The 20,496-nt window shown below is 39.4% G+C and carries 23 protein-coding genes; 4 read left to right on the top strand and 19 right to left on the bottom strand.

Annotated elements, in window-relative coordinates; all coding sequences use genetic code 11:
• Positions 1-31: 31 nt before the first annotated feature.
• A complete protein-coding gene (locus tag CWC02_RS04690) occupies positions 32-625 on the top strand; it encodes a hypothetical protein (RefSeq protein ID WP_138616740.1) in 594 nt (197 codons plus the stop codon).
• 72 nt (positions 626-697) lie between these two features.
• On the opposite strand, the gene CWC02_RS04695 is transcribed toward CWC02_RS04690, so the two are convergent.
• The 7 genes from CWC02_RS04695 to CWC02_RS04725 form a co-directional block, all read right to left on the bottom strand.
• Entirely contained in the window at positions 698-3,190 is a 2,493-nt protein-coding gene (locus CWC02_RS04695; RefSeq protein WP_138616742.1) for a S9 family peptidase, read from the bottom strand.
• A 105-nt stretch (positions 3,191-3,295) separates the two neighbouring features.
• Positions 3,296-4,420, bottom strand: a complete 1,125-nt coding sequence (locus CWC02_RS04700; protein WP_502705396.1) for an endonuclease/exonuclease/phosphatase family protein — start codon at positions 4,418-4,420, stop codon at positions 3,296-3,298.
• 35 nt (positions 4,421-4,455) lie between these two features.
• Positions 4,456-5,388, bottom strand: coding sequence for a YeiH family protein (locus tag CWC02_RS04705; RefSeq protein ID WP_138616746.1), 933 nt, complete (start codon positions 5,386-5,388; stop codon positions 4,456-4,458).
• Positions 5,385-5,615: a DUF2798 domain-containing protein gene (locus CWC02_RS04710; protein ID WP_054553885.1), complete on the bottom strand. Its 231-nt coding sequence runs from the start codon at positions 5,613-5,615 to the stop codon at positions 5,385-5,387. Before CWC02_RS04710 ends, CWC02_RS04705 begins: the two co-directional genes overlap by 4 nt.
• A gap of 144 nt (positions 5,616-5,759) precedes the next feature.
• Entirely contained in the window at positions 5,760-6,908 is a 1,149-nt protein-coding gene (locus CWC02_RS04715; RefSeq protein WP_138616748.1) for a 5-(carboxyamino)imidazole ribonucleotide synthase, read from the bottom strand.
• Position 6,909: 1 nt separating this feature from the next.
• The gene (gene purE, locus CWC02_RS04720) at positions 6,910-7,392 is read right to left on the bottom strand and encodes a 5-(carboxyamino)imidazole ribonucleotide mutase (protein WP_054553887.1); all 483 of its coding nucleotides are present in this window, start codon (positions 7,390-7,392) and stop codon (positions 6,910-6,912) included.
• 261 nt (positions 7,393-7,653) lie between these two features.
• On the bottom strand, positions 7,654-9,240 hold the full coding sequence (locus tag CWC02_RS04725; RefSeq protein ID WP_138616750.1) for an ABC-F family ATPase: 1,587 nt from the start codon (positions 9,238-9,240) through the stop codon (positions 7,654-7,656).
• A gap of 205 nt (positions 9,241-9,445) precedes the next feature.
• Here CWC02_RS04725 and CWC02_RS04730 point away from each other — a divergent pair, with 205 nt between their 5' ends.
• Together CWC02_RS04730 and CWC02_RS04735 are read left to right on the top strand one after the other, a co-directional pair.
• On the top strand, positions 9,446-9,967 hold the full coding sequence (locus CWC02_RS04730; protein WP_138616752.1) for a TetR/AcrR family transcriptional regulator: 522 nt from the start codon (positions 9,446-9,448) through the stop codon (positions 9,965-9,967).
• Between the two features lie 171 nt (positions 9,968-10,138).
• Entirely contained in the window at positions 10,139-11,347 is a 1,209-nt protein-coding gene (locus CWC02_RS04735) for a porin (protein ID WP_138616754.1), read from the top strand.
• Positions 11,348-11,410: 63 nt separating this feature from the next.
• Here the strand turns inward: CWC02_RS04735 and CWC02_RS04740 are convergent, their stop codons facing one another.
• From CWC02_RS04740 to CWC02_RS04770, 7 genes are all read right to left on the bottom strand, one after another.
• On the bottom strand, positions 11,411-11,794 hold the full coding sequence (locus tag CWC02_RS04740; RefSeq protein WP_138616756.1) for a nuclear transport factor 2 family protein: 384 nt from the start codon (positions 11,792-11,794) through the stop codon (positions 11,411-11,413).
• A gap of 319 nt (positions 11,795-12,113) precedes the next feature.
• The gene (locus tag CWC02_RS04745) at positions 12,114-12,998 is read right to left on the bottom strand and encodes a GGDEF domain-containing protein (RefSeq protein WP_138616758.1); all 885 of its coding nucleotides are present in this window, start codon (positions 12,996-12,998) and stop codon (positions 12,114-12,116) included.
• A complete protein-coding gene (locus CWC02_RS04750) occupies positions 12,989-13,348 on the bottom strand; it encodes a group I truncated hemoglobin (protein ID WP_171043816.1) in 360 nt (119 codons plus the stop codon). Before CWC02_RS04750 ends, CWC02_RS04745 begins: the two co-directional genes overlap by 10 nt.
• A gap of 284 nt (positions 13,349-13,632) precedes the next feature.
• Positions 13,633-13,944 carry an antibiotic biosynthesis monooxygenase family protein gene (locus CWC02_RS04755; RefSeq protein WP_138616763.1) on the bottom strand — a complete coding sequence of 104 codons (312 nt, stop codon included), beginning with the start codon at positions 13,942-13,944 and terminating at the stop codon, positions 13,633-13,635.
• 5 nt (positions 13,945-13,949) lie between these two features.
• Positions 13,950-14,360, bottom strand: coding sequence for a GFA family protein (locus CWC02_RS04760; protein ID WP_138599572.1), 411 nt, complete (start codon positions 14,358-14,360; stop codon positions 13,950-13,952).
• Positions 14,361-14,381: 21 nt separating this feature from the next.
• On the bottom strand, positions 14,382-14,813 hold the full coding sequence (locus tag CWC02_RS04765; RefSeq protein ID WP_138616765.1) for a DUF3859 domain-containing protein: 432 nt from the start codon (positions 14,811-14,813) through the stop codon (positions 14,382-14,384).
• Positions 14,814-14,895: 82 nt separating this feature from the next.
• Complete coding sequence (locus CWC02_RS04770; protein ID WP_171043817.1) at positions 14,896-15,375, bottom strand: GNAT family N-acetyltransferase; 480 nt, start codon at positions 15,373-15,375, stop codon at positions 14,896-14,898.
• Positions 15,376-15,455: 80 nt separating this feature from the next.
• On the opposite strand from CWC02_RS04770, the gene CWC02_RS04775 reads away from it, so the two are divergent.
• Positions 15,456-15,659, top strand: a complete 204-nt coding sequence (locus CWC02_RS04775; RefSeq protein ID WP_054561447.1) for a hypothetical protein — start codon at positions 15,456-15,458, stop codon at positions 15,657-15,659.
• 37 nt (positions 15,660-15,696) lie between these two features.
• On the opposite strand, the gene htpX is transcribed toward CWC02_RS04775, so the two are convergent.
• The 5 genes from htpX to bioB all read right to left on the bottom strand — a co-directional run bounded on the left by htpX (position 15,697) and on the right by bioB (position 20,398).
• Complete coding sequence (gene htpX, locus CWC02_RS04780; RefSeq protein ID WP_054561446.1) at positions 15,697-16,557, bottom strand: protease HtpX; 861 nt, start codon at positions 16,555-16,557, stop codon at positions 15,697-15,699.
• Between the two features lie 174 nt (positions 16,558-16,731).
• Positions 16,732-17,415, bottom strand: coding sequence for a dethiobiotin synthase (bioD, locus tag CWC02_RS04785; protein ID WP_130166356.1), 684 nt, complete (start codon positions 17,413-17,415; stop codon positions 16,732-16,734).
• Between the two features lie 13 nt (positions 17,416-17,428).
• Complete coding sequence (locus CWC02_RS04790) at positions 17,429-18,220, bottom strand: methyltransferase domain-containing protein (protein WP_138616769.1); 792 nt, start codon at positions 18,218-18,220, stop codon at positions 17,429-17,431.
• Positions 18,217-19,350 (bottom strand): aminotransferase class I/II-fold pyridoxal phosphate-dependent enzyme, encoded by a 1,134-nt coding sequence (locus CWC02_RS04795; protein ID WP_138616770.1) that lies wholly within the window; start codon positions 19,348-19,350, stop codon positions 18,217-18,219. The genes CWC02_RS04790 and CWC02_RS04795 overlap by 4 nt, the downstream gene beginning before the upstream one ends.
• A gap of 7 nt (positions 19,351-19,357) precedes the next feature.
• The gene (gene bioB, locus CWC02_RS04800) at positions 19,358-20,398 is read right to left on the bottom strand and encodes a biotin synthase BioB (RefSeq protein ID WP_054553903.1); all 1,041 of its coding nucleotides are present in this window, start codon (positions 20,396-20,398) and stop codon (positions 19,358-19,360) included.
• Positions 20,399-20,496: the final 98 nt, after the last annotated feature.

Genomic DNA, 20,496 nt, shown 5'->3' on the forward strand with positions numbered 1-20,496 from the left:
GCTCTTTGTTAACTAGAAAAAGGAATTTTAAATGAATGAAAATAAAGGAAATATTTACCTTCGCATTATACTATTCTGTCTTTACGGGCCTCTATTGGCTGGGCTATTTGGCCAATTGGTAAACTTAAAATTTGTTTCACCAACGTTTATGGCAAGCCTTGATAATATCTATTACACCATAGTGTTTTGCTCACTTTGTATTGGGTTTTGTCTATTGTTAGCAAAATACAGAATCGTTAAAGAATCGTTTAAAAATAAAATTATTGCTCATTTGACCCTTATTCTTAGTATTTTGTATTCATGCTTAATGTTCTTTGGTATTGGTTTACTTATATTATTCAACAACATGTTTAACTCAAATACTGATTACGTTCACCAAGAACGAGCATTTGAATATCGCACCTTTTATGTCTACACATCAGACCCTGGAGCTTTTGGAACTGCTCACCATTATGTGTATTTAAAGTGCCCTGTTTCGTTTAATCGCTATGAATTGGAGTTAATAGCTAATCTATCATGGATGAAAGACTATAAAATGAGTTTAGAGGGTGATAGTTTAATTTTTGAAAACGACTCAGAAGAAGGTAAGACAGTACTTGATGTGAGTGAATTTTACTGCAAATAACCCTTTATAGATAAATTCGATTACAAATAAAAACAGCCACTTAAAGTGGCTGTTTTTCATTTACGCTATTGATTAAAGCGTTTCTTTAAATAGCTTATGAATACGACGGTATTCATCTAACCAGCTTGATGGTTGTACAAAACCATGCGGCTCAACTGGGAAGATCGCTGTTTCAAAGTTTTCTTTTTCAAGCTCAATTAAGCGTTGTACTAAGCGAACTGAGTCTTGGAAGAAAACATTGTCATCAACCATAGGCGCATTAATTAATAAACGACTCTTAAGCCCTTCAGCAAAGTAAATTGGTGAGCTCTTTTCATAGGCAATTGGGTCAACATCTGGGTGGTTTAAGATGTTAGACGTATAAGGACCATTGTAGTGAGCCCAATCAGTTACCGGGCGAAGTGCAGCACCTGCTTTAAATAAATCAGGTTGCGTGAATAGCGCCATAAACGTCATGAAACCACCATAAGAACCACCATAAGTGCCTACAGCTTGTGTATCAACGTTTGCGTTGTCTGCCATCCAGCTTACGCCATCTGCTAAATCTTGGATTTCAGGTGTACCCATTTGACGATAAATAGCTGTACGCCAATCACGGCCGTAACCTTTCGATGCACGGTAGTCCATGTCCATTACTACGTAGCCTTCTGAAGCAAGTAGTGAGTGGAACATAAACTCGCGGAAGTAACCAGACCAACCCATGTGTGAGTTTTGTAGGTAACCAGCACCGTGGTTAAAGATAACTGCTTTACGGTTTTTACCTGTTTCGCCTTCTTTATAATCAGCTGGGTAATATACTTTTGCGTAAATTGGCTGATCAGTATGGCTTGAAGGCACAGCAACAATCTTAGGTGCAATTAGTTTCTTCGCTAAGAACTCATCAGATACTGTATGCGTTAACTGAGTTGCTTGGGTGTTTGCTTTTGCATCAGCAACATAGAGCTCAGGCGGCGACATAATTTTTGAATGAGTTAGCAATAGTTTGCTTTCATCTGGGCTTAACTGGTAATCAGTCATACCATCAAGGTTGGTTACTTGCTCAGATTCACCGTTTGCAGGGTTTACACGATAGATTTCGTAAAGACCTGGGTGCTCAACGTTGGCTTTGTAGTAAATCGCTGAGTTATCAGCTGTTAACGTTAAGTTAGAAACAACAAATTGGCCTTTAGTAAGCTGCGTTGCTTTACCGTTTACAGGCTTTTTGTAAATGTGGCTGTAACCAGACTCTTCAGATAAGAAGTAAAGCGTGTCTGAGTTGTTCAACCAACCAAAATCATTGTATGCATAGTTAACCCACGCATCGTCATGCAGACGGTGTTGTGAAACAAGTTTATTGTTTTGTGTATCAACAGTCGCTAACCAACGGTCTTTGTTGTCCCATGCTTCAAGCATTAGTGCCACTTGTGTACCATCTGTGTTCCATTGGATTGCACTTTGGTCCCAACCCCAATCCATCATTAAGTTGATGGCACGTGGTGATTTTTCAGACTTATAAGTTTTGCCATCACGGGCGTAGTTTTCTTTTTTAACAGCTGCAAGTACGTCTTCATCAAAACCAGGTAAGGTATCGAATGCAAGCGTTGTTTGCTCGCCTGATTTAAGGTCGATGTAAACAACGTCTGAGCTGATTGGTTTTTCATCAGCAACACGACGGCGTACTTTTTCTGCTTTAACGCGTGCATCATCGGCAATGTAATTAGGCATGATATCGCCTTCATCGCGCCATGAACGGCTTTCTGTGGTTACTGCAACAAGTGCTTGGCCATTTGGTGAAAGCTGTACATCTGCTAAACGCTTACCTTTACCTAAATAAAATTGTGCATTAGCAATGCTGTCGTTTTGCTCGTTGATTTGTGTTTTACGCTCTTCACGATCTTTTTTGTTTTTGTGCGTCAGCGCAATGTAATCAATTAGTTTGTGCTGCTCTTTTGCAATGTAAGTGTCTGGCTCTTGTACACCTTTAGGTGCATCGTCTAGGTGTAAGTTAACTAATTCAACTTGACGACCCGTTGCTAAATCAACTTTATAAAATGCATTACCTTGGCGATATGCAAGGTTACCATCAGTTAAAAACTGTGGTTTTGATTGCTTTGCGCTATCGTGAGTGATTTGTGTAATTTGCCCAGTGCTTAGGTTTTTAACGAAGATATTACCTTCAAATGCATAAGCCTGTTGTTTTTTATCTGCTGAGTAAACGGCATTTTTAGCGCCTACAGTGTGTAGTTTGTTTAACGCTAATTGTGATGCAGATTGGCTATTTACCGCTTGAACGTATAAATCGCGTAACTCATTGCCTTGTTGCTTTTGTGCATAAACGATGCTGTTAGAATCACCGTTCCAGAAAGCACGCTCAGGTTGACGGCCTAACCAATCAGGGTGAGCCATTGCTTGCTCTAACGTGATTTCAGCTGAACCTGGATCAGCAGGAGTAGCAACAACTGGTGCTACATTGGTAACTTGTTCTTCAGAAGGCGTTGAGGCGGTTGATTGACAACCTGCTAGCATGAAGCTAGATGCGACTGCGAGAGCCACTAACGTTTTATTAGCAGTGGTTTTGAATTTCATAGTGCTTCTTACGGGTTATTATAATTCGCCCTATTTAAGCAGAAGCACTGATGAAATAGCAATTTTTATAGGATAAACAGCCAAACTTTTCCGTTTAATAACAGCTTATTTTAAGCTGATATCAAGCCATACCATACGGTGATCAGATGATGCGTTACGATCTTTAATTAAACGGAACAGTTCAGAGTTTTTCTGTGGCCAAAAAACACCACCATCGTTTATTTCAATACCATAATTTGATGGCAAAACGTAATCAGCACGCGCCTGCCAATAAGCAGTATAGTTTTTAGCGTAATCTTCTTTATACGATTCTTTTGCACCTTTGCTTGTTGGGGTAAAAGAGGTATTCACTAATGGATTTTTTAAAATTTGGTCTGTTGTATTCGGGCGTGCCTTACCTCCTTCTGGCGCAGCATTTAAGTCACCAACAATAACAAAACGGCTTTTCGCTTTTAAGCCACCTTTTTGACCTTTATCATCGTAAATGTAGTTAGCATTGTTGATGTAATCTGCAACTAGGCGTACTTCATCGTGGTTACGCTTACCGTTACGGTCTTCGTCACCATCAAAAACAGGCGGCGTTGGGTGCGATGCAAGCAAGTGAAACGTTTTACCTTTTACATCTATTGGTAAATCCCAAAAAGACTTAGAACTTAGGTGAATTGCTTGCCACTCTTCAGCTGAATACCAGTTTTTACCTGTTTTGGGGTCGATAGGCATTTGTGCATTTGGCATATCTTTGTATTTGAATGTTTGTAATGTACGCGCTTTATCTAAATCGATTGGGTAGCGCGACAATACTGCCATTGCATAATGCCCCTCAAAGAAGCCAAAGCCGTGTGCGTCGCCTTTGTAATGCCCCTTTACACCATCGTTATCTAGGTCGAACTCAGTAGGTAAACCAGTGTTAACAGGTGCAATAAAGTAATACGGGTAATCGATGGCAACTTGCTTATTTTGCGATACTTGCAGGTAGTTTTTACGAAATACGTTAATGCCTTTGTCGGCATCAATATAATCAAACTCATTGAGTAAAATTACATCAGGTCTTACGCGCTGAATAATTTCTGCAATGTTACGAATTTGCTGGTGGTTACTGGCTAATGCTTTACTTAAAGCATCTTTATCTATTGCTTCGCCTTTTTTAGCATAGTTAGTGGCATCCATACTCACATTAAAGGTAGCAACACGTAAATCAGCCGCCGATATATTGTTAGCAAAAAGGCCCATGGCCAGTGCTATTGAAGAAGTTAATAAAGCGTTTTTCATGAAATAAATCCGTCTACTATAAGTAGTAAAATAATACTGCTGACAATGATCCATAAGATCATCGCCATGATAAAAGGTTTAATGCCCGCTTGTTTTAAGACTGAAATAGATAAACCACTACCAATCAAAAATAAGGTCATTACTAAAACTTGTTTAGCACCAACATTGAGTGCATGCCATAGTGTTTGATACTCGGGAAAGCTTGAATTAATCAGTGCAGCCGCCAAAAAACCAAATATAAACAATGGGATACTGGCTTTTTCGTCAGATTTCCAAAACACACCCGCAATGCTTGTATAAGGGATTATCCACATCGCTCTGGTCAGTTTAACGGTTGTGGCAATAGCAAGTGCTGATGCGCCATACGCAGCGGAAGCCCCCACTACACTACTGGTGTCGTGAATAGCAAGTGCAGCCCAAACACCGAATTGTTGCTCAGTCAGGCCAAAGTAATGACCAATCATTGGGAATAACACTAAGCCAAGGGCGTTTAATAAAAACACCACAGCGAGTGATATGGCTACTTCGTGATCTTTGGCTTTTATAACCGGCGCCATTGCTGCAATGGCGCTACCACCACAAATGGCGGTACCAAATGAAATAAGTACACCGGTGTTTTTATTTAACTTAAATAACTGAGATAAAATTTCACCAAGGCCAATAATAGCGGTAATACTGACAATAGTAAGCACAATAGAGCTGCGCCCTACTTCTATAACTTGATTAAAATCAACAGCAAAGCCTAAGCCAATCACCGCCAACTTTAGCATCCATTTACTTATTTTTTGTGACTGCACTGAAAATGGGTTGCCTAATATCATGGCAAATAAAGCACCGACGACAAGTGCCGTAGCAGAGCCAACAAATGGTAATGCTGATACTAAAAATAGTGCAATAAATAGAAACTGCTTTGGGCGTTCGGCTATCACAACGGTGCTCTGATCAGTTTATTGGTTAGCTTATGCACCACAGGTGCAACAAAAATAACGGTAGGAAATGCCACGCAAAATGCAAAAGCCCATGCTTTAAGCCAAATGGTTGCAATGTTATCGATTAAACCAACGTTAAAAATGCTGATCACTAAAGACATAAATCCAGACATAAACAGCGCCATAAAGAACGCAAATACGACTGTTCTTAATCGAGGATGTAACATAACGATCTAATATTAATATAAAAATATTAGTCTATAGCAAGATGACCCTGACGCAAGTGCTTTGAGACAAGAGGTACAAAATTAGCGAAGTTTGCGGGTAATTAAAAAGCCGAGATAAACTCGGCTTTTAAGAATTTAAACTGATTAGTTTAAAATAAGTTGAGTGCTGGTATCAGCTACTCCTGGGTACTCTTGCTCTGGTAGAATTTCAGCCAGTGCCGCTAAACGTTCACCTAATTGGTGAAGGTTATCAGCCGATACATTGATATGACCCATCTTACGACCTGGTTTAGCCGTTTTACCATACCAGTGACTTGTAACGTCTTGCGTTGCCAGTACTGAGTGTGGGATTGAAGGCTGACCAAGTACGTTGATCATGGCAGTAGGACGAAGACACGCTGTACTACCTAATGGTAAACCTGCAACAGCGCGCATGTGGTTTTCGAACTGTGAGCAATGTGTACCCTGCTGTGTCCAGTGACCAGAGTTATGAACGCGTGGCGCAATTTCGTTAACTAATAACGTACCTTGTACGTCAAAAAACTCAATTGCTAATACACCCACATAGTCAAGCTCTTGCGCTAACTTGTTAAAAGCAAGCTCTGCTTGTTCTTGAATTGCTGCTTTTTCTTTACCGGCAACTGAAAGCGTAAGTACACCATTGGTGTGTTGGTTTTCAGTCAATGGATAAATAACGGTGTTACCCGCTTTGTCGCGTGCACCAATGATAGATACTTCACGGTCAAATGGGATCATCTTTTCAGCGATAATAGAATGCGGCGCACTTTCAGTGCCTGATGCAATGAAATCTGCCATTTCTGACCAAATTTGGTCAATTTGATCATCAGACTTTAAGCGCCACTGACCTTTACCATCGTAACCTGCTTGGCAAGTTTTGATCACAAGCGGCTTGCCTAAACGCTCTACGGCAGCAACAAGGTGCGCTTTTTCTGTAATTAGCTGGTAAGGCGCGCATTCAACATCTGTTTTATCAAGTAATGCTTTTTCAAGTGCGCGATCGCCACCTGTTTTAATTGCCGCTTTACCCGGATAAAACTTATTGCTTTGACAACATAATGTAAGTACATCATCAGGAATGTGTTCAAACTCTGCTGTAATCGCGTCTGCGTTATAAATAGCTTGTTGTAATGTGCTGTTATGAACTTCACCAGTTAATGGATGAATGATTTTTTCACTACCCACATCGTAGGCAACAACATTTAAATCAAGCGGTGCACCCGCTAAGCTCATCATGCGAGCTAACTGACCTGCACCTAAAATTAGAATATTCATATTACTCTGCAGGATTAGGGTTAGCTAAGATAGTGTCTGTTTGTTCTTTACGGAAAGCTTCAACTTTTGCGAAGATTTCAGGCTGTTGGCAACCTAAAATTTGTGCCGCTAAAAGGCCAGCATTTGCAGCACCCGCTTCACCAATAGCAAGAGTACCGACCGCAACACCTTTAGGCATTTGGCAGATAGATAATAACGAATCTACACCATTAAGTGTTTTAGACTTAACTGGCACACCTAAAACTGGCAGTGATGTAAACGCCGCAGCCATACCTGGTAAGTGCGCAGCACCACCGGCACCTGCAATAATAATTTTAATGCCGCGATCTGCAGCCGAGCTTGCATAGTCAGCAAGTAATTGAGGGGTACGGTGAGCAGAAACAACTTTAGTTTCGTATTCAATGCCGAATTTTTCTAGCATTAACGCCGCATGTTCCATCGTTGGCCAGTCTGATTTGGAACCCATAATAATGCCAACAGTCATAAATACACCTCAGTTAAATAGTTTTCTAAAAAGCGGACTTTTGTCCTTATTTTGTGGCGGGTATTATATACCTAACTCACATCAAGATGCGAGTTTCAGTTGGAATTAAAAGCGATTTTGCAAGGCGTTGATGCAAATAATAGAGGTTCTATTGTTAAAATCGATAACGCAGTATAAATCGCTCTTAAACCACATCAAGATGCGACTCTAGAAGCACAAAAAAGCCATGACATGCATGGCTTTTAATCACTCATCAGCTAATTAAGCTTCTTTGCTTGCTAGGTACTCAGTGTATGTACCTTTAAAGTCGATAATTTTGCCGTCTTTGATTTCCCAAATACGGTTAGCTAGTGATGATACAAATTGTCTATCGTGAGATACGAACAATAATGTCCCTTCGTATGCTTCAAGTGCTAAGTTAAGCGCTTCGATAGATTCCATATCCATGTGGTTGGTTGGCTCATCCATTAATAAGATGTTTGGTTTATGCATCATAATTTTGCCAAACAGCATACGGCCTTGCTCACCGCCTGAAATCACTTTTACTGACTTTTTGATATCGTTTTGTGAAAACAGCATACGACCTAAGAAACTACGAACAACTTGCTCGTCGTCACCTTCTTGTTGCCATTGTTCCATCCACTGGAATAAGTTCATATCTTGTTCGAACTCGTCAGCATGGTCTTGTGCGTAGTAACCGATATTAGCGTTATCAGACCATTTAAATTCACCTTGTTTTGGTGCTAAACGACCAGCAAGGGTATTTAATAGTGTGGTTTTACCAACACCGTTCTCACCGATGATTGCAATGCGCTCGCCTACTTCGACTAGACCTTCAAGACCGCTGAAAAGCATTTCGTCAAATCCTTGCGTTAAATTTGTTAGCTCTAAGGCATTACGGAATAACTGCTTTTCTTGCTCAAAACGAATAAACGGGCTTTGACGAGAAGATGCTTTAACTTCTTCAAGCTGAATTTTATCAATTTGTTTAGCACGTGATGTGGCTTGCTTTGCTTTTGAAGCGTTCGCAGAAAAGCGCGATACGAACTGTTGAAGTTCGGCAATTTGGCTTTTCTTCTTGGCATTTTCGCTTAGTAGACGCTCACGAGCTTGCGTTGCAGCAAACATGTACTCATCGTAATTACCTGGGTAAATACGAAGCTCACCGTAATCGATGTCGGCCATGTGTGTACAAACTGAGTTTAAGAAGTGACGGTCGTGCGAAATGATGATCATGGTGCAGTCACGCTGGTTTAGTACGTCTTCTAGCCACTTGATGGTGTAAATGTCCAAGTTATTGGTAGGCTCATCGAGTAGCATGATATCTGGATCAGAAAACAGCACTTGTGCAAGTAAAACACGCAGTTTAAAACCCGGTGCAATTTCTGACATAGGGCCGTAGTGTTGCTCTGTGCCAATACCTACACCAATTAATAACTCACCTGCTTTAGCTTCTGCTGAGTAACCATCCATTTCGGCAAACTCAGTTTCTAGGTCTGCTACACGCATACCGTCTTCTTCGCTCATCTCAGGTAAGCTGTAAATACGGTCACGCTCTTTTTTTACTTCCCACAGCTCTTTATGACCCATGATCACTGTGTCGATTACAGAAAACTCTTCGTAAGCAAACTGGTCTTGGTTTAGTTTAGCAATACGCTCGTTTGGATCTGTGCTGACATTGCCTGAAGATGGCTCTAGTTCACCACTTAGGATTTTCATGAAGGTTGATTTACCACAGCCATTCGCACCGATTAAACCGTAACGGTTCCCATCGCCAAATTTTGCTGAGATATTTTCGAATAAAGGTTTAGCACCAAATTGCATGGTGATATTAGCTGTACTAATGATAGCGGTACCCTCCAGCGGGTAAAAAGTAAAAACGAAACTGATGGCAATTTTAAACTAAAGCCGCTTGGCACGCCATGAAAGATTAGTTAAATCAATTCCTCAATTTACAACTAAAATTGTTAGGTCTACATTTAGTGAACACGCTCACTTTTATTAGTGAACGCGCTCACTTTTAAATTTAACTATAAAAATTAAGATATTAGCTATGGGTAATTACGATAAGACACATCAGCATATTTTAAATGTTGCTTGGCAACTTTTTTCTAAACATGGGTTCAATGAAACATCTACACGGCAAATATCTTCTACTTGTGGTATTGCAATCGGTACTTTGTTTAAACATTTTGATAGTAAAATTACGATTTTAGAAGCATGTCTTGATCTACGGTTTCATGACGTATTAGAACTTGCCAAAGAAACCGACATTCACCGCCCTCCTCGTCTTAAAATCAATCATTATGCTCAATACTTTTATCAATTTTACTGTTTACATCACCGCTTTTATAAAGTGCTTTTTAGCCAACGCTTGTTCTGCAAAACCTTTCAACAACAACACATGGAACTAATTCAATCATTAGTATTTGCCGATCAACCCCAATTTAATAAAGTTAAAGCAGCTATATTACTCGACTGCTATTATATGACCTTATTGTATGGATTGGGCGCTGAAACTCCGAATACAAAATTGATGCTGAGAACGCTGAGTCAGAAAGTGTCTATATTTTAAGCTCACTAACTCATTGATAATTCGATATTGTGAACCTAAAGTGAATAATTTTTCCTCAAACAAGGTTTGTTGCATGATAATTTTTCACTTTTGACCCAATTTTAGCTTTGATAATCTCCGACTCTTAACTAAATTATACCTATTAGGGACAATATTTAATCAAGGTACATTATGAAAAGAACACACGCTGCCTTTTTTGTTGCGGGCATGATAACCATGTCTACAGCGAATGCCATCGAGATCTACAACGATCAAACCAATAGTGTCACTATAGGTGGCTTTATAGATGCAAGGGTTATTAATACACAAGGTGAAACAGAGGTAGTTAATGGTGCATCACGAATCAATTTAGATTTTAAGCGTCAATTAGAAAATGGCTGGCAAGCCTTAGCATTATTAGAATGGGGTGTAAACCCTGTTGGTAGTAGTGACATTATTTATAATAATCGCTTTGAATCGATTCAAGATGAGTTTTTATATAACCGGCTTGGCTATGTTGGCCTTAAACATGAAGACTATGGTCAAATTACATTAGGCAAACAATGGGGTGCATGGTATGACGTTGTTTATAACACCAACTACAGTTTAGTGTGGGATGGTAACGCCGCGGGTGTTTATACCTACAATAAAGATGACGGTGCAGTAAATGGTACTGGTCGCGGTGATAAAGTACTACAGTATCGTAATACGTGGGGAAAATTTCATCTTGCCCTACAAGCGCAACTAAAATCAGATGACTTTTATACCTGCGACATTGCAGACATATCACGAAGTTCATGTGAACTGTTATTTAATCAAGGTAATGCCGCAGCTCAAAGAGTAGAGTTTAATTCAACCTATGGTGCGGCTATCACCTACAATGCAACAAATAATTTAAAATTTACTGCAGGGGTTAACCGAGGTGAATTTGATATTGTTTATGCAAACGGTCGCGATCAACTCGTTACAGATCTTATCTATGGTGTTGGTGTTACTTATGGTGATTTTTATAAACCAGGCTGGTATGCATCAGCAAATATAAATAAAAACGAAAACCACGACACCGACAACTTAGGACGCTTAATCAAAGATGCCGTTGGTTTAGAGTCAATTCTAAGTTATCGCTTTGATAATGACATTCGTACTTTTGTTGCCTATAACGTATTTGATGCAGGTAGTGACTATGTTATTCAGCCTAATTTTAATGCCGACCCTGAAGATGTGTTTAAACGCCAATTTGCAGTTTTAGGTGTGCACTACTTTATGGCTGAGGATACCATTTTATATATCGAAGCTCGTAAGGATTTTAGTGACTTTTCAAGTAATGACGCAGAGCAAGAAGCACAGATGTCTCAAACCGAAGATGACGGTGTAGCTATTGGATTTAATTATACTTTGTAGTTACCATTAATACTAAAGCCCACTTTTGTGGGCTTTACAACGTTAAGTCACTTACGTACATATTCAATACATTGAGTTACCATTCAAAGTCTCTTGTGGTATCTGTTGTATTGAATCCCAGTGCTCGACAATCTTGCCATTTTCATCAAACCGAAAGAAATCCATGGTGACATATTGATCATTACCAGGCCATATTTGGTGAGTATGAAGCGCAACAAGATTACCTTCTGCTATAGCACGAACAAAATCAATTTTCTTATCTGGATATTCATTATGCATTTTCTCAAAATAGGTAATGAATGAGGCTGTTCCATCACCAACTAAAGGATTATGTTGTATGTATACTTCGCCTACATACTTTTCAACCGCTAGAGATGGATTTCCAAGATAAGCGGTTTTGTAAAACTCAATAGCATTTCTCTTATTTAATTCTAAATCAACCGACATTTAGCACCTCTTCACAAATTTGTTGATTATGCTTGTATTTAAGAAATGTAAGACAAGCTAATTACACATTTTACTAAAGCATAATAGTTCCTTTTCTGAATATGCTATTTCTACCAGAGCTATTAACTGATAACTAGCCAGAAAAGTTAGCAATGGAGCGTTCAAATTTCTGATAAAAACGAATGACAGTTTCACTTCACTTTAGGAAATAGCTTATATGTTACGTATGTTGGAATAGGTACGTGTTAGCAGAAAAGTAAGCTATTAATTTTTTAGCGAATCTAAAATGTATACAGTATAAGTAAACCAAACTAGCACTTTAAGCACCTTCAAACGTTACTACACGCGAACGGCCATTCTCTTTGGCAAAATAAAGTGCTTTATCAGCATTATTCAAAAGTTCATCAAGTGAAATGCCGTCTTTACCATACACAGCGACACCTGCGCTAAACGACATACCTATATTTGAGTTATCAGGTGTCATTAGCTTTATGGTCTTAGTTGTTTGAAGTAGTGTTTCTGTATTGGCAAAACAAACCGTGTCTTTATTGTTTATTTGGATAAGGCAAAACTCTTCACCGCCAAGTCTTGCAAAATAACACGTATCATCAATGCTATCTTTTACATGCTTCGCAAATGTGACTAATACTTGGTCGCCAAAATCATGGCCAAATGAATCATTAAAACGCTTAAAGTGATCAAGATCGATAAGAGAAACAGTACAACTAAAGTCTTTATGATTTGATTGTAACTGACTGAATTTTGCAAACAAGGCTCGCCTATTTGGCACATTTGTTAATTGGTCCGTATGAGCAAGTTCAAACATTTGCTTACTGTAGTCTTCTAACAATGAGTTTGTTCTGTTAAACAAAAACTGGTTTCTCTTAAGTTCGGTGATATCCTCACCTTCAACAATGACGTGCTCACCCACTACATTGGCAGTAAATCTAAATATATGACGATAAGAACCGTTATTAATTTCCACTTCAAGCTTATCTACATCGTTTTTTAATAATTTTGAGCTAATTAATTGCGCTAAGTGTCTATTGGCTGGGTTATTGGATGCATTTAGGTAATGCTGTGCAACAAGTTGAAATGAGTTGTTTTGAAATACTTCCTTGTGTTCATTAGCCGACAAAACAACGACAGGTAACTGCAAATAATTTAAAACAGAATAATCCGCGTTGTTTTGTTCTAATGACATACGATAAAGTCTCGTTTTGCTTCAAGTTTGGCAATTACTTGTATGGAATCAGCATCAGAAATTCCTTGCTCAGCAAATGTAAGCGACAAGATATTTATCATTTCTTGCCAATCTTTAAGATTAATACCTAAATTTTTATGGGCTTGTGCTAGCTGTTCATCACTGATGTAATCAGGTCCACCCATTAAAGAAGAGATAAAACTTGTTTGATGATGAATTAACCTTTCCATGTTGGTATGTTTAAAATGAGCATTAAGGGTTTCTGACTTTAAAATATTGTCATAAAACTTTTCTATGACGGTATAAATTCGAGAAAAACCACCGTATTTGATAAACAAAGAAGATTCCACACCGAGTCCTGTATTATCGATAAATATTAAGTAGCTAATAAGGCACCACAAAAGATGACAAGAAAGTCTGCAAGCTATTGATATTTAAATTATAGAAAGGAAAAGAGATTTTGCATTTTTTGAATAAGCAAATAATGCGATTACCCTCATTTGTTGCACGTGAATATTAATAGCCCCTCTTACACACCATCTGTTGATTTAAAAATCTTAAATTCAAAGATATTTGCCGAGATTGAAATAAACCTCAAAACAGTATGATGTGTTCTTTTTATGATTAATGGCTATTACAATGAATAATCACGTTCTACTTTAGCAATACGCGTTGTAAAGGCGCTGTACCATTTGTCTCTACCGAGCTGTTGGGCGTTTAAGTGCTCAACGTTTTGTTTCCAGGCTTTTATTGCATCTAAGCTTTGCCAATACGACACTGTAATTCCCAAACCATCACGAACAGACTCTATACCTAAATACCCAGGTTGTTGCTCTGCAAGTTCAACCATTCTATTAGCCACATCTTCATAACCGGCGGTATCGTCAGATAAGGTATTCGTAAAAATCACGGCGTAATAAGGCGGTTTTGGTGTATTCGCTATCATGGCTGTTACTTCCCCCTACTTGGTTCAAAACCATCATAACATGGAATTTTTTCGTCAAATGTATCCCAATTTGCTTTAGAGCTTACAAAGTTATGGCTGATCGGGCGCTCATTTATATCGCTATCTAATAAACCTAAGCGAATACGTAAGCGGCTTGGGTCATCTTTATTCTCGCTATAAATAGGTGAGCCACAATAGCTACAAAAATAACGAATTCTGCCGGGTTTAAATTCAAACGCGCTTAGATGCTGCTTACCTTCTGTGAGGTTAAAACCATCTCGTTGAATAAAGCCATTGGTTGCGTAGGCTGTGCCTGAGTTTTTACGACATAAGGAGCAATGACAATGAATAATTGAGTCTATACCACCAGCAATAGTTACTTTTACTTTGCTGCATAAACAACTTCCTTGATACATAGTCCCTCTCAGGTTTAAAGATTAATAACCGCGATGCTTCCAAAATTCAGTGGCAGTGCCTTCGGCTTCCTTTAATAAGTTAAAGGATTTATCAGCAATTATATGGCCATTTAACTCAATAGTCATGCGCCAAATACCTACTTTATTGTCAACAGGTGCCCATATCGTATCACCTAAATAAAACTGCCAATCGTTTGTTTTAACGTACTGTTCGCCCTCAAACGGTGGCATGATCTCGCCATCTTCATCCGGAATATCTGGGTGGTAAACGCAAAATTTAATTTTTTGTCCTTTGGCCTTTTTAATGTTAACTATAAAGCCAAATTCAATATCTAACTGTGCAGGAACGTCTGTTGTAAACTCGGTGATTTGTGGCAGGTCTTTCTCTTTTGCATCCCAATGACTGTAAATGCCGTAACTTTCAATAGTGGTAATTGGCTTTGCTTTTGCCATAGCTGCAAGCGCTCCTTTTTAAAAATGAGGCGCTATTTTATAGTAGCAACCCTAGCAGAACAAGATTGTACTATTATAGTAATTAGCTAACGTATTTTACCCAGTGAGTGTCATGTTGTTGAAAGCCACATTTAGTTAAAAGTTTAATACTTGCGCTATTATTTGGGTTAACTAAAGCTAACACACTGTTTAGCGGAGCAGGTACATAGGTCGTCAGTTTTTCAAATAGCATATCTAGTACCTTTTGCATTATTCCTTTGCCAAAGTATTGAGACGACAACTCAAACCCCAACATGCCCTGTCCGTCAATTATGTTAAATATGCCTACGCTGCCAATAACCTGCCCACTACTTCGTAAAACAATAACTAAACGAATGCCTTGTTGATTATAAAAACGTTCTATGTCGCCTTGAATAAAGTCGTACACGTCACCTTTCGTTATATCAGCGCCGTAATCATTAAATGTTTGTACTTGCGGATCTTTTAAAATATCCCATATCGCTTGGCAATCTTTATGACGAATTGGGCGTAAGTCAAAGGCTAAGTCATCGTGGCTAGACACGTTAATTTCTTCTTTTTGCTTTATGAGCTGGCATTATTGTCTTACTATAAACGCAATTTCAAGCAATTAGATTAAGTTCGATGAGTGAAGAATTTAAAGTAATTCAACCTACCACCACAGTATACTGTAAAGAACGCGGGGAAGGCTGGACCTTAACAGGGATCACCAGTATTGATGAACATACTTCTGTGATGTTTGATGGCGTAAGGTATACCTTACCGGCCCGTGAAATTGTTGAGGTTTTATTGCCACAACAACTCGAGCGAGAGAAAAACCAACAATAAAAAAAGCCAGCATCAAGCTGGCTTTTTCGTGTTTAAATTAACGTAATGCGTTAATACGCTCATCAAGTGGTGGGTGCGATGAGAATAATTCAGCAACACCTTTACCGCTTGCAATACCAAATGCCATCATTGAACCTTCAAGTTGTGATGGGTGGTTTTGTTTTAAACGCTCAAGGGCGCTGCGCATTTTATCTGCACCTACTAGTTTTGCTGCACCGGCATCCGCAGAGAATTCGCGTTTACGGCTATAGTAAGCAACAATCACACTTGCTAGAACACCAAATAACATTTGGAAAATCATATCGAACAAGAAGTATGTCCAGCTACTCCCGCCCTCTTCTTCATCACTATTAAGGAAGTTATCAACAATACCTGCCAATACTTTCGCCATAAAGATAACAAAGGTATTCACTACACCTTGGATAAGTGTCAGCGTTACCATGTCACCATTTGCAATGTGTGACACCTCATGAGCCAATACCGCTTCAGCTTGATCTTGATTCATGTTGTGTAATAAACCTGTGCTCACAGCCACCAGCGAGTTGTTCTTACTTGGGCCGGTCGCAAATGCGTTCATTTCAGGGCTATCGTAAATAGCCACTTCTGGCATCGCGATACCTGCTTTTTTAGCTTGCGCTGCTACCGTCGAAACTAACCATTGTTCTGTTTCAGAACGAGGTTGTTCAATAACATGTGCACCAGTTGATTTTTTTGCCATCCATTTCGACATAAATAACGAAATAAACGAGCCACCAAAACCAAATACGGTCGAAATAACTAAAATGCCGCCTAGACTGCGATGGCTAATACCCAGTACGCTCATCACAATAGACAACACAATACCTAAAACTAGCATTACCGCTAAGTTTGTAAGTAGAAACAAAAATACACGCTTCATAAAAACCTCAGAATAAACATACCAATTGTATTAACTAACGACATGGTTAAAAATCGTTAGTTAATAAAATTATCTGGGTGTTCTACCAACTCAGTTTAGGGCTTATGCAATTGGTTGCAAGGAACTAATTGCAACCAATTGTGACAGAGTATGTCAAAAGTAACAACTCAATTATTATGGGTTGATAGATAAAATTTCAAGTAAGGTTTTGTAAATTTTTAATTTAGGGGTGCCGTCTGTATACGGACTAATCGCTAAAAGCGGGAAAGGCAATGCTGATTTTAGTGTTTCTAAATTGGCCTCTTGTTCACGCATGTTTGGGTCTACATGATTTGCAATCCAACCCACACAATTTACACCGAGCGCTTTAAAGTGAGCAGCTGTCAATAGTGCGTGATTAAGGCAACCAAGCTTCATGCCTACTACTAGAACAACATCAAGGTTTTGTGATTTAACCCAATCGCATAGTAAATCAGTTTCGTTGATAGGTAAACACCAACCGCCTGCACCTTCTGTAAGAATATAATCGGTATTGAGTGCTTTTACATTTGCATAAGCAGTATCGAGCTTATCAAATGTCAGTCTGTCACCTACTTGGGCAGCTGCAATATGCGGTGCAATGGGTGGCTCATAGGTAAAGGGGTTAACTATGTTATATTTAACCCCAATTGATGAGCTTTCCATTAAGGTTAATGCATCATCATTCACTAGCTGACCAAATGCTTCTTCTGCGCCTGCTGCAATAGGTTTAAAACCAACCGCACGCTGTTTATGTTGCGCCAGTAAGTTTAATAATAAACTGGTGACATGGGTTTTTCCGGCATCGGTGTCTGTACCCGTGATAAAAAATTCTTTCATTTTTTAGTTAATTCTATTTTTCTAGTTCTAAAAGGACAACTTGATAGCTCACTCTAGCATGCCCATCAACCAGAGGGTATGCCCTACAAACACTATTAAGTGCCTGTCTTGTCAATAATCCTTTGCGTTTTTGCTTAGTTTGCAATGAGGTAGCACCAATCGCTTTTATTGAGCGCAGAGCATCTAAGGGAGAGTTATAGGCATCTATATAACATCTATCGGCTGCAAAATTGAGCTTAAACCCTGCTAATTTTGCATACTCAATAATGTGACTAGCACTATGAAACTGATTAATATGGCTTTGATCATCTAAACAAGCAAAAGCCTGTTTGATCTCTTTAAGGGATCCATCTACCACGCAGCTTAAATAAACCTTACCGCCTGCTTTTAGGGAGTAAAAAAGACTTTTAAGTAGTGCCTCTAAATCAGCAGACCATTGCATTGCAAAATTACTAAACACACAATCAAGAGAGTTTTGCTGTAATGGTAGGTTATCCATATCAGCACACACTTTTAAACAACGCGGGTTATGCTCTGTGCTTAGCATGGAATGACTTAAATCCATTGCCAATACAGTATCAAAATGTGTTTTAAGCATTGCCGTATTAACTAAAGGCCCAGCTCCTAAATCAAGGCAAGTACCCTGCTGATGTTTACTTGCCATCATTTTAAATAAGTGTGCAGCAGCTTGTTTTTGTACATTAGCATGGCTCGCGTAATTTGCAGCCGCTTTAGAGAACTTAGTTTGTGTTGTTTGCTTATTACTGTGTTGAAAGCTTAAAGGCGCTTGCAGTTGAACACTCATAAACACTCCACTAGTGAATCAACAAGCTGTTTTATATCGTCTGCTTGATGTGCGCTACTTATGGTTACTCTAAGTCGTGCCGTATTAAATGGCACCGTGGGCGGTCGAATAGCGGTTAACCACACGCCTTTCTCTTTAAGCTTATTAGCAACGGCAAGCGTGTGTTCTGCATCGCCCAATACCAAGGGCTGAATTGCCGTTGTTGATTCCATTAATGCCAAGTTATGCTCTTTGGCAAGTGCTCTAAAGTAGGCAATATTCTCTGTAAGCTGAGAGCGTCTCTTATCTGCTTTTAGTAACTTTTCGAGTCGCTCAAGAGTACAACTTGCCATCAGTGGTGACATCGCCGTTGAATAAATGTATTCGCGATTAAACTGCAACATGTAATCAATCATTTGCTTTGATGCAAGCAGGCAAGCGCCACTACTTGCCAGTGCCTTGCCAAAGGTGATGATCAGTAAATCAGGCTTGATTGCCTCACAACTGCCTAAGCCTTGCTCGCCTAACACACCAAAGCCATGGGCATCGTCAATCATCAGCCACGCGTTGTATTGTTTAGCGAGTTTACAGAGTGCTTCAATGGGGGCTTGATCGCCATCCATCGAAAACACCCCTTCGCTCACTATAAGCTTATGCTTTGCTTTTGACTTTTGTAACCGAGATTCTAAGTGCCTAAGGTCGTTATGATTAAAGCGCACCATGGCAGCGGCAGAATGAAGTCCACCATCAATTAAGCTGGCATGATTGAGCTTATCTTGAAATATTGCCGATGATTTCGCTACACTTTTATCTTGAAACAACGCTTTTAATACACTGCTATTAGCACTAAATCCGCTATTAAATAACATGGCGCTTTCGTAGCCTAATAACTCGCATAAACGCTGCTCAAGCTGTTGTTGTGGTTTATTATAACCATTCACTAATGCTGAACTGTGGCTACCTAGTTGCTGCGCTTGTATCTCAATAAAACCATCCGAAAAGCCAAGGTAGTCATTACTGGCAAAATTTAAATACTGTTTGCCTGCAACCTGAATAAAGCGCCCGCTTGATTGCTCAACAAGTTGACGCTTTCTCAGTAATGCCTCTGCTTGACGCTCAACAAGATGCTCGGCAATAAAATCAAAAGCCATTTAATTGCTACGCTTCGTAAAATAGTTCTGATGTTGCTTTATCAGCAACTTTTGATGAAAGTGATGCTGCAACCGCTTCATCAGAATAATCTTCACGAGTTTCTGGGTTCATGCCTAATTTTTTAATCAGCATCATGTCTGCGTCTGCTTCAGGGTTTTCTGTAGTCAGTAGTTTATCACCGTAGAAAATTGAATTAGCACCAGCAAAGAAACACATAGATTGCATTTGTTCATTCATCGCCGTACGACCAGCTGATAAACGAACATAGCTTTTCGGCATCATGATACGTGCAACAGCAATGGTACGAATAAACTCAAAATGGTCTAAGTCTTCGACATCTTCAAGTGGCGTGCCTTTAACCTTAACCAACATATTAATTGGCACACTCTCTGGCTGCTGCGGCAAATTAGCTAATTGCATTAATAAACCAAAACGGTCAGCAGCCTGCTCGCCCATACCTACAATGCCGCCAGAGCACACTTTCATGCCCGCATCACGCACGTTATCGATGGTGTTTAAACGGTCTTGGTAAGTTCGTGTTGTAATGATCTGCTGGTAATACTCAGGTGATGTATCTAGGTTATGGTTGTAGTAATCAAGACCCGCGTCTTTTAATGCATGGGCTTTTTCGTTATCTAGCATGCCAAGCGTCATACAGGTTTCAAGGCCGAGCTCTTTAACCTCTTTTACCATTTTTGAAATATAAGGCATGTCACGTTCTTTCGGATCAGACCACGCAGCGCCCATACAAAAACGGGTAGCGCCTTTTTCTTTGGCAACACGCGCTTGCTCAACCACTTTTTCTACTTCCATAAGGCGTTCACGGTCTAAGTCTGTTTTATAATGACCTGACTGAGGACAATATTTGCAATCTTCTGGGCAAGCACCGGTTTTAATCGATAATAAAGTAGAAATTTGTACTTCATTTGGATTGAAGTTTTCACGATGCACACTGGCCGCTTTAAATAACAAATCATTGAACGGCATTTCAAATAATGCTTTTACTTCTTGGTGAGTCCAATCGTGACGGACAACTGCGTGCTCCATAATAGTCTCTTTTTTTAAATTATTGGGACGGTTAGATTGGCTTAGTCTACGACTTGACGTAACATTGTCAACGAATCGAAGTGATATAAAGTTTACAT

Origin of the sequence: Pseudoalteromonas sp. S2721 (assembly GCF_005887425.1) — a bacterium.
Lineage (GTDB): Bacteria > Pseudomonadota > Gammaproteobacteria > Enterobacterales > Alteromonadaceae > Pseudoalteromonas > Pseudoalteromonas simplex.

Coding starts and splice junctions, on each gene's coding strand:
- CWC02_RS04690 (WP_138616740.1), top strand. CDS start 32: ATGAATGAAAATAAAGGAAATATTTACCTTCGCATTATACTATTCTGT.
- CWC02_RS04695 (WP_138616742.1), bottom strand. CDS start 3,190: ATGAAATTCAAAACCACTGCTAATAAAACGTTAGTGGCTCTCGCAGTC.
- CWC02_RS04700 (WP_502705396.1), bottom strand. CDS start 4,420: ATGGGCCTTTTTGCTAACAATATATCGGCGGCTGATTTACGTGTTGCT.
- CWC02_RS04710 (WP_054553885.1), bottom strand. CDS start 5,615: ATGTTACATCCTCGATTAAGAACAGTCGTATTTGCGTTCTTTATGGCG.
- CWC02_RS04715 (WP_138616748.1), bottom strand. CDS start 6,908: ATGAATATTCTAATTTTAGGTGCAGGTCAGTTAGCTCGCATGATGAGC.
- purE (WP_054553887.1), bottom strand. CDS start 7,392: ATGACTGTTGGCATTATTATGGGTTCCAAATCAGACTGGCCAACGATG.
- CWC02_RS04730 (WP_138616752.1), top strand. CDS start 9,446: ATGGGTAATTACGATAAGACACATCAGCATATTTTAAATGTTGCTTGG.
- CWC02_RS04735 (WP_138616754.1), top strand. CDS start 10,139: ATGAAAAGAACACACGCTGCCTTTTTTGTTGCGGGCATGATAACCATG.
- CWC02_RS04740 (WP_138616756.1), bottom strand. CDS start 11,794: ATGTCGGTTGATTTAGAATTAAATAAGAGAAATGCTATTGAGTTTTAC.
- CWC02_RS04745 (WP_138616758.1), bottom strand. CDS start 12,998: ATGTCATTAGAACAAAACAACGCGGATTATTCTGTTTTAAATTATTTG.
- CWC02_RS04755 (WP_138616763.1), bottom strand. CDS start 13,944: ATGATAGCGAATACACCAAAACCGCCTTATTACGCCGTGATTTTTACG.
- CWC02_RS04760 (WP_138599572.1), bottom strand. CDS start 14,360: ATGTATCAAGGAAGTTGTTTATGCAGCAAAGTAAAAGTAACTATTGCT.
- CWC02_RS04765 (WP_138616765.1), bottom strand. CDS start 14,813: ATGGCAAAAGCAAAGCCAATTACCACTATTGAAAGTTACGGCATTTAC.
- CWC02_RS04775 (WP_054561447.1), top strand. CDS start 15,456: ATGAGTGAAGAATTTAAAGTAATTCAACCTACCACCACAGTATACTGT.
- htpX (WP_054561446.1), bottom strand. CDS start 16,557: ATGAAGCGTGTATTTTTGTTTCTACTTACAAACTTAGCGGTAATGCTA.
- bioD (WP_130166356.1), bottom strand. CDS start 17,415: ATGAAAGAATTTTTTATCACGGGTACAGACACCGATGCCGGAAAAACC.
- CWC02_RS04790 (WP_138616769.1), bottom strand. CDS start 18,220: ATGAGTGTTCAACTGCAAGCGCCTTTAAGCTTTCAACACAGTAATAAG.
- CWC02_RS04795 (WP_138616770.1), bottom strand. CDS start 19,350: ATGGCTTTTGATTTTATTGCCGAGCATCTTGTTGAGCGTCAAGCAGAG.
- bioB (WP_054553903.1), bottom strand. CDS start 20,398: ATGGAGCACGCAGTTGTCCGTCACGATTGGACTCACCAAGAAGTAAAA.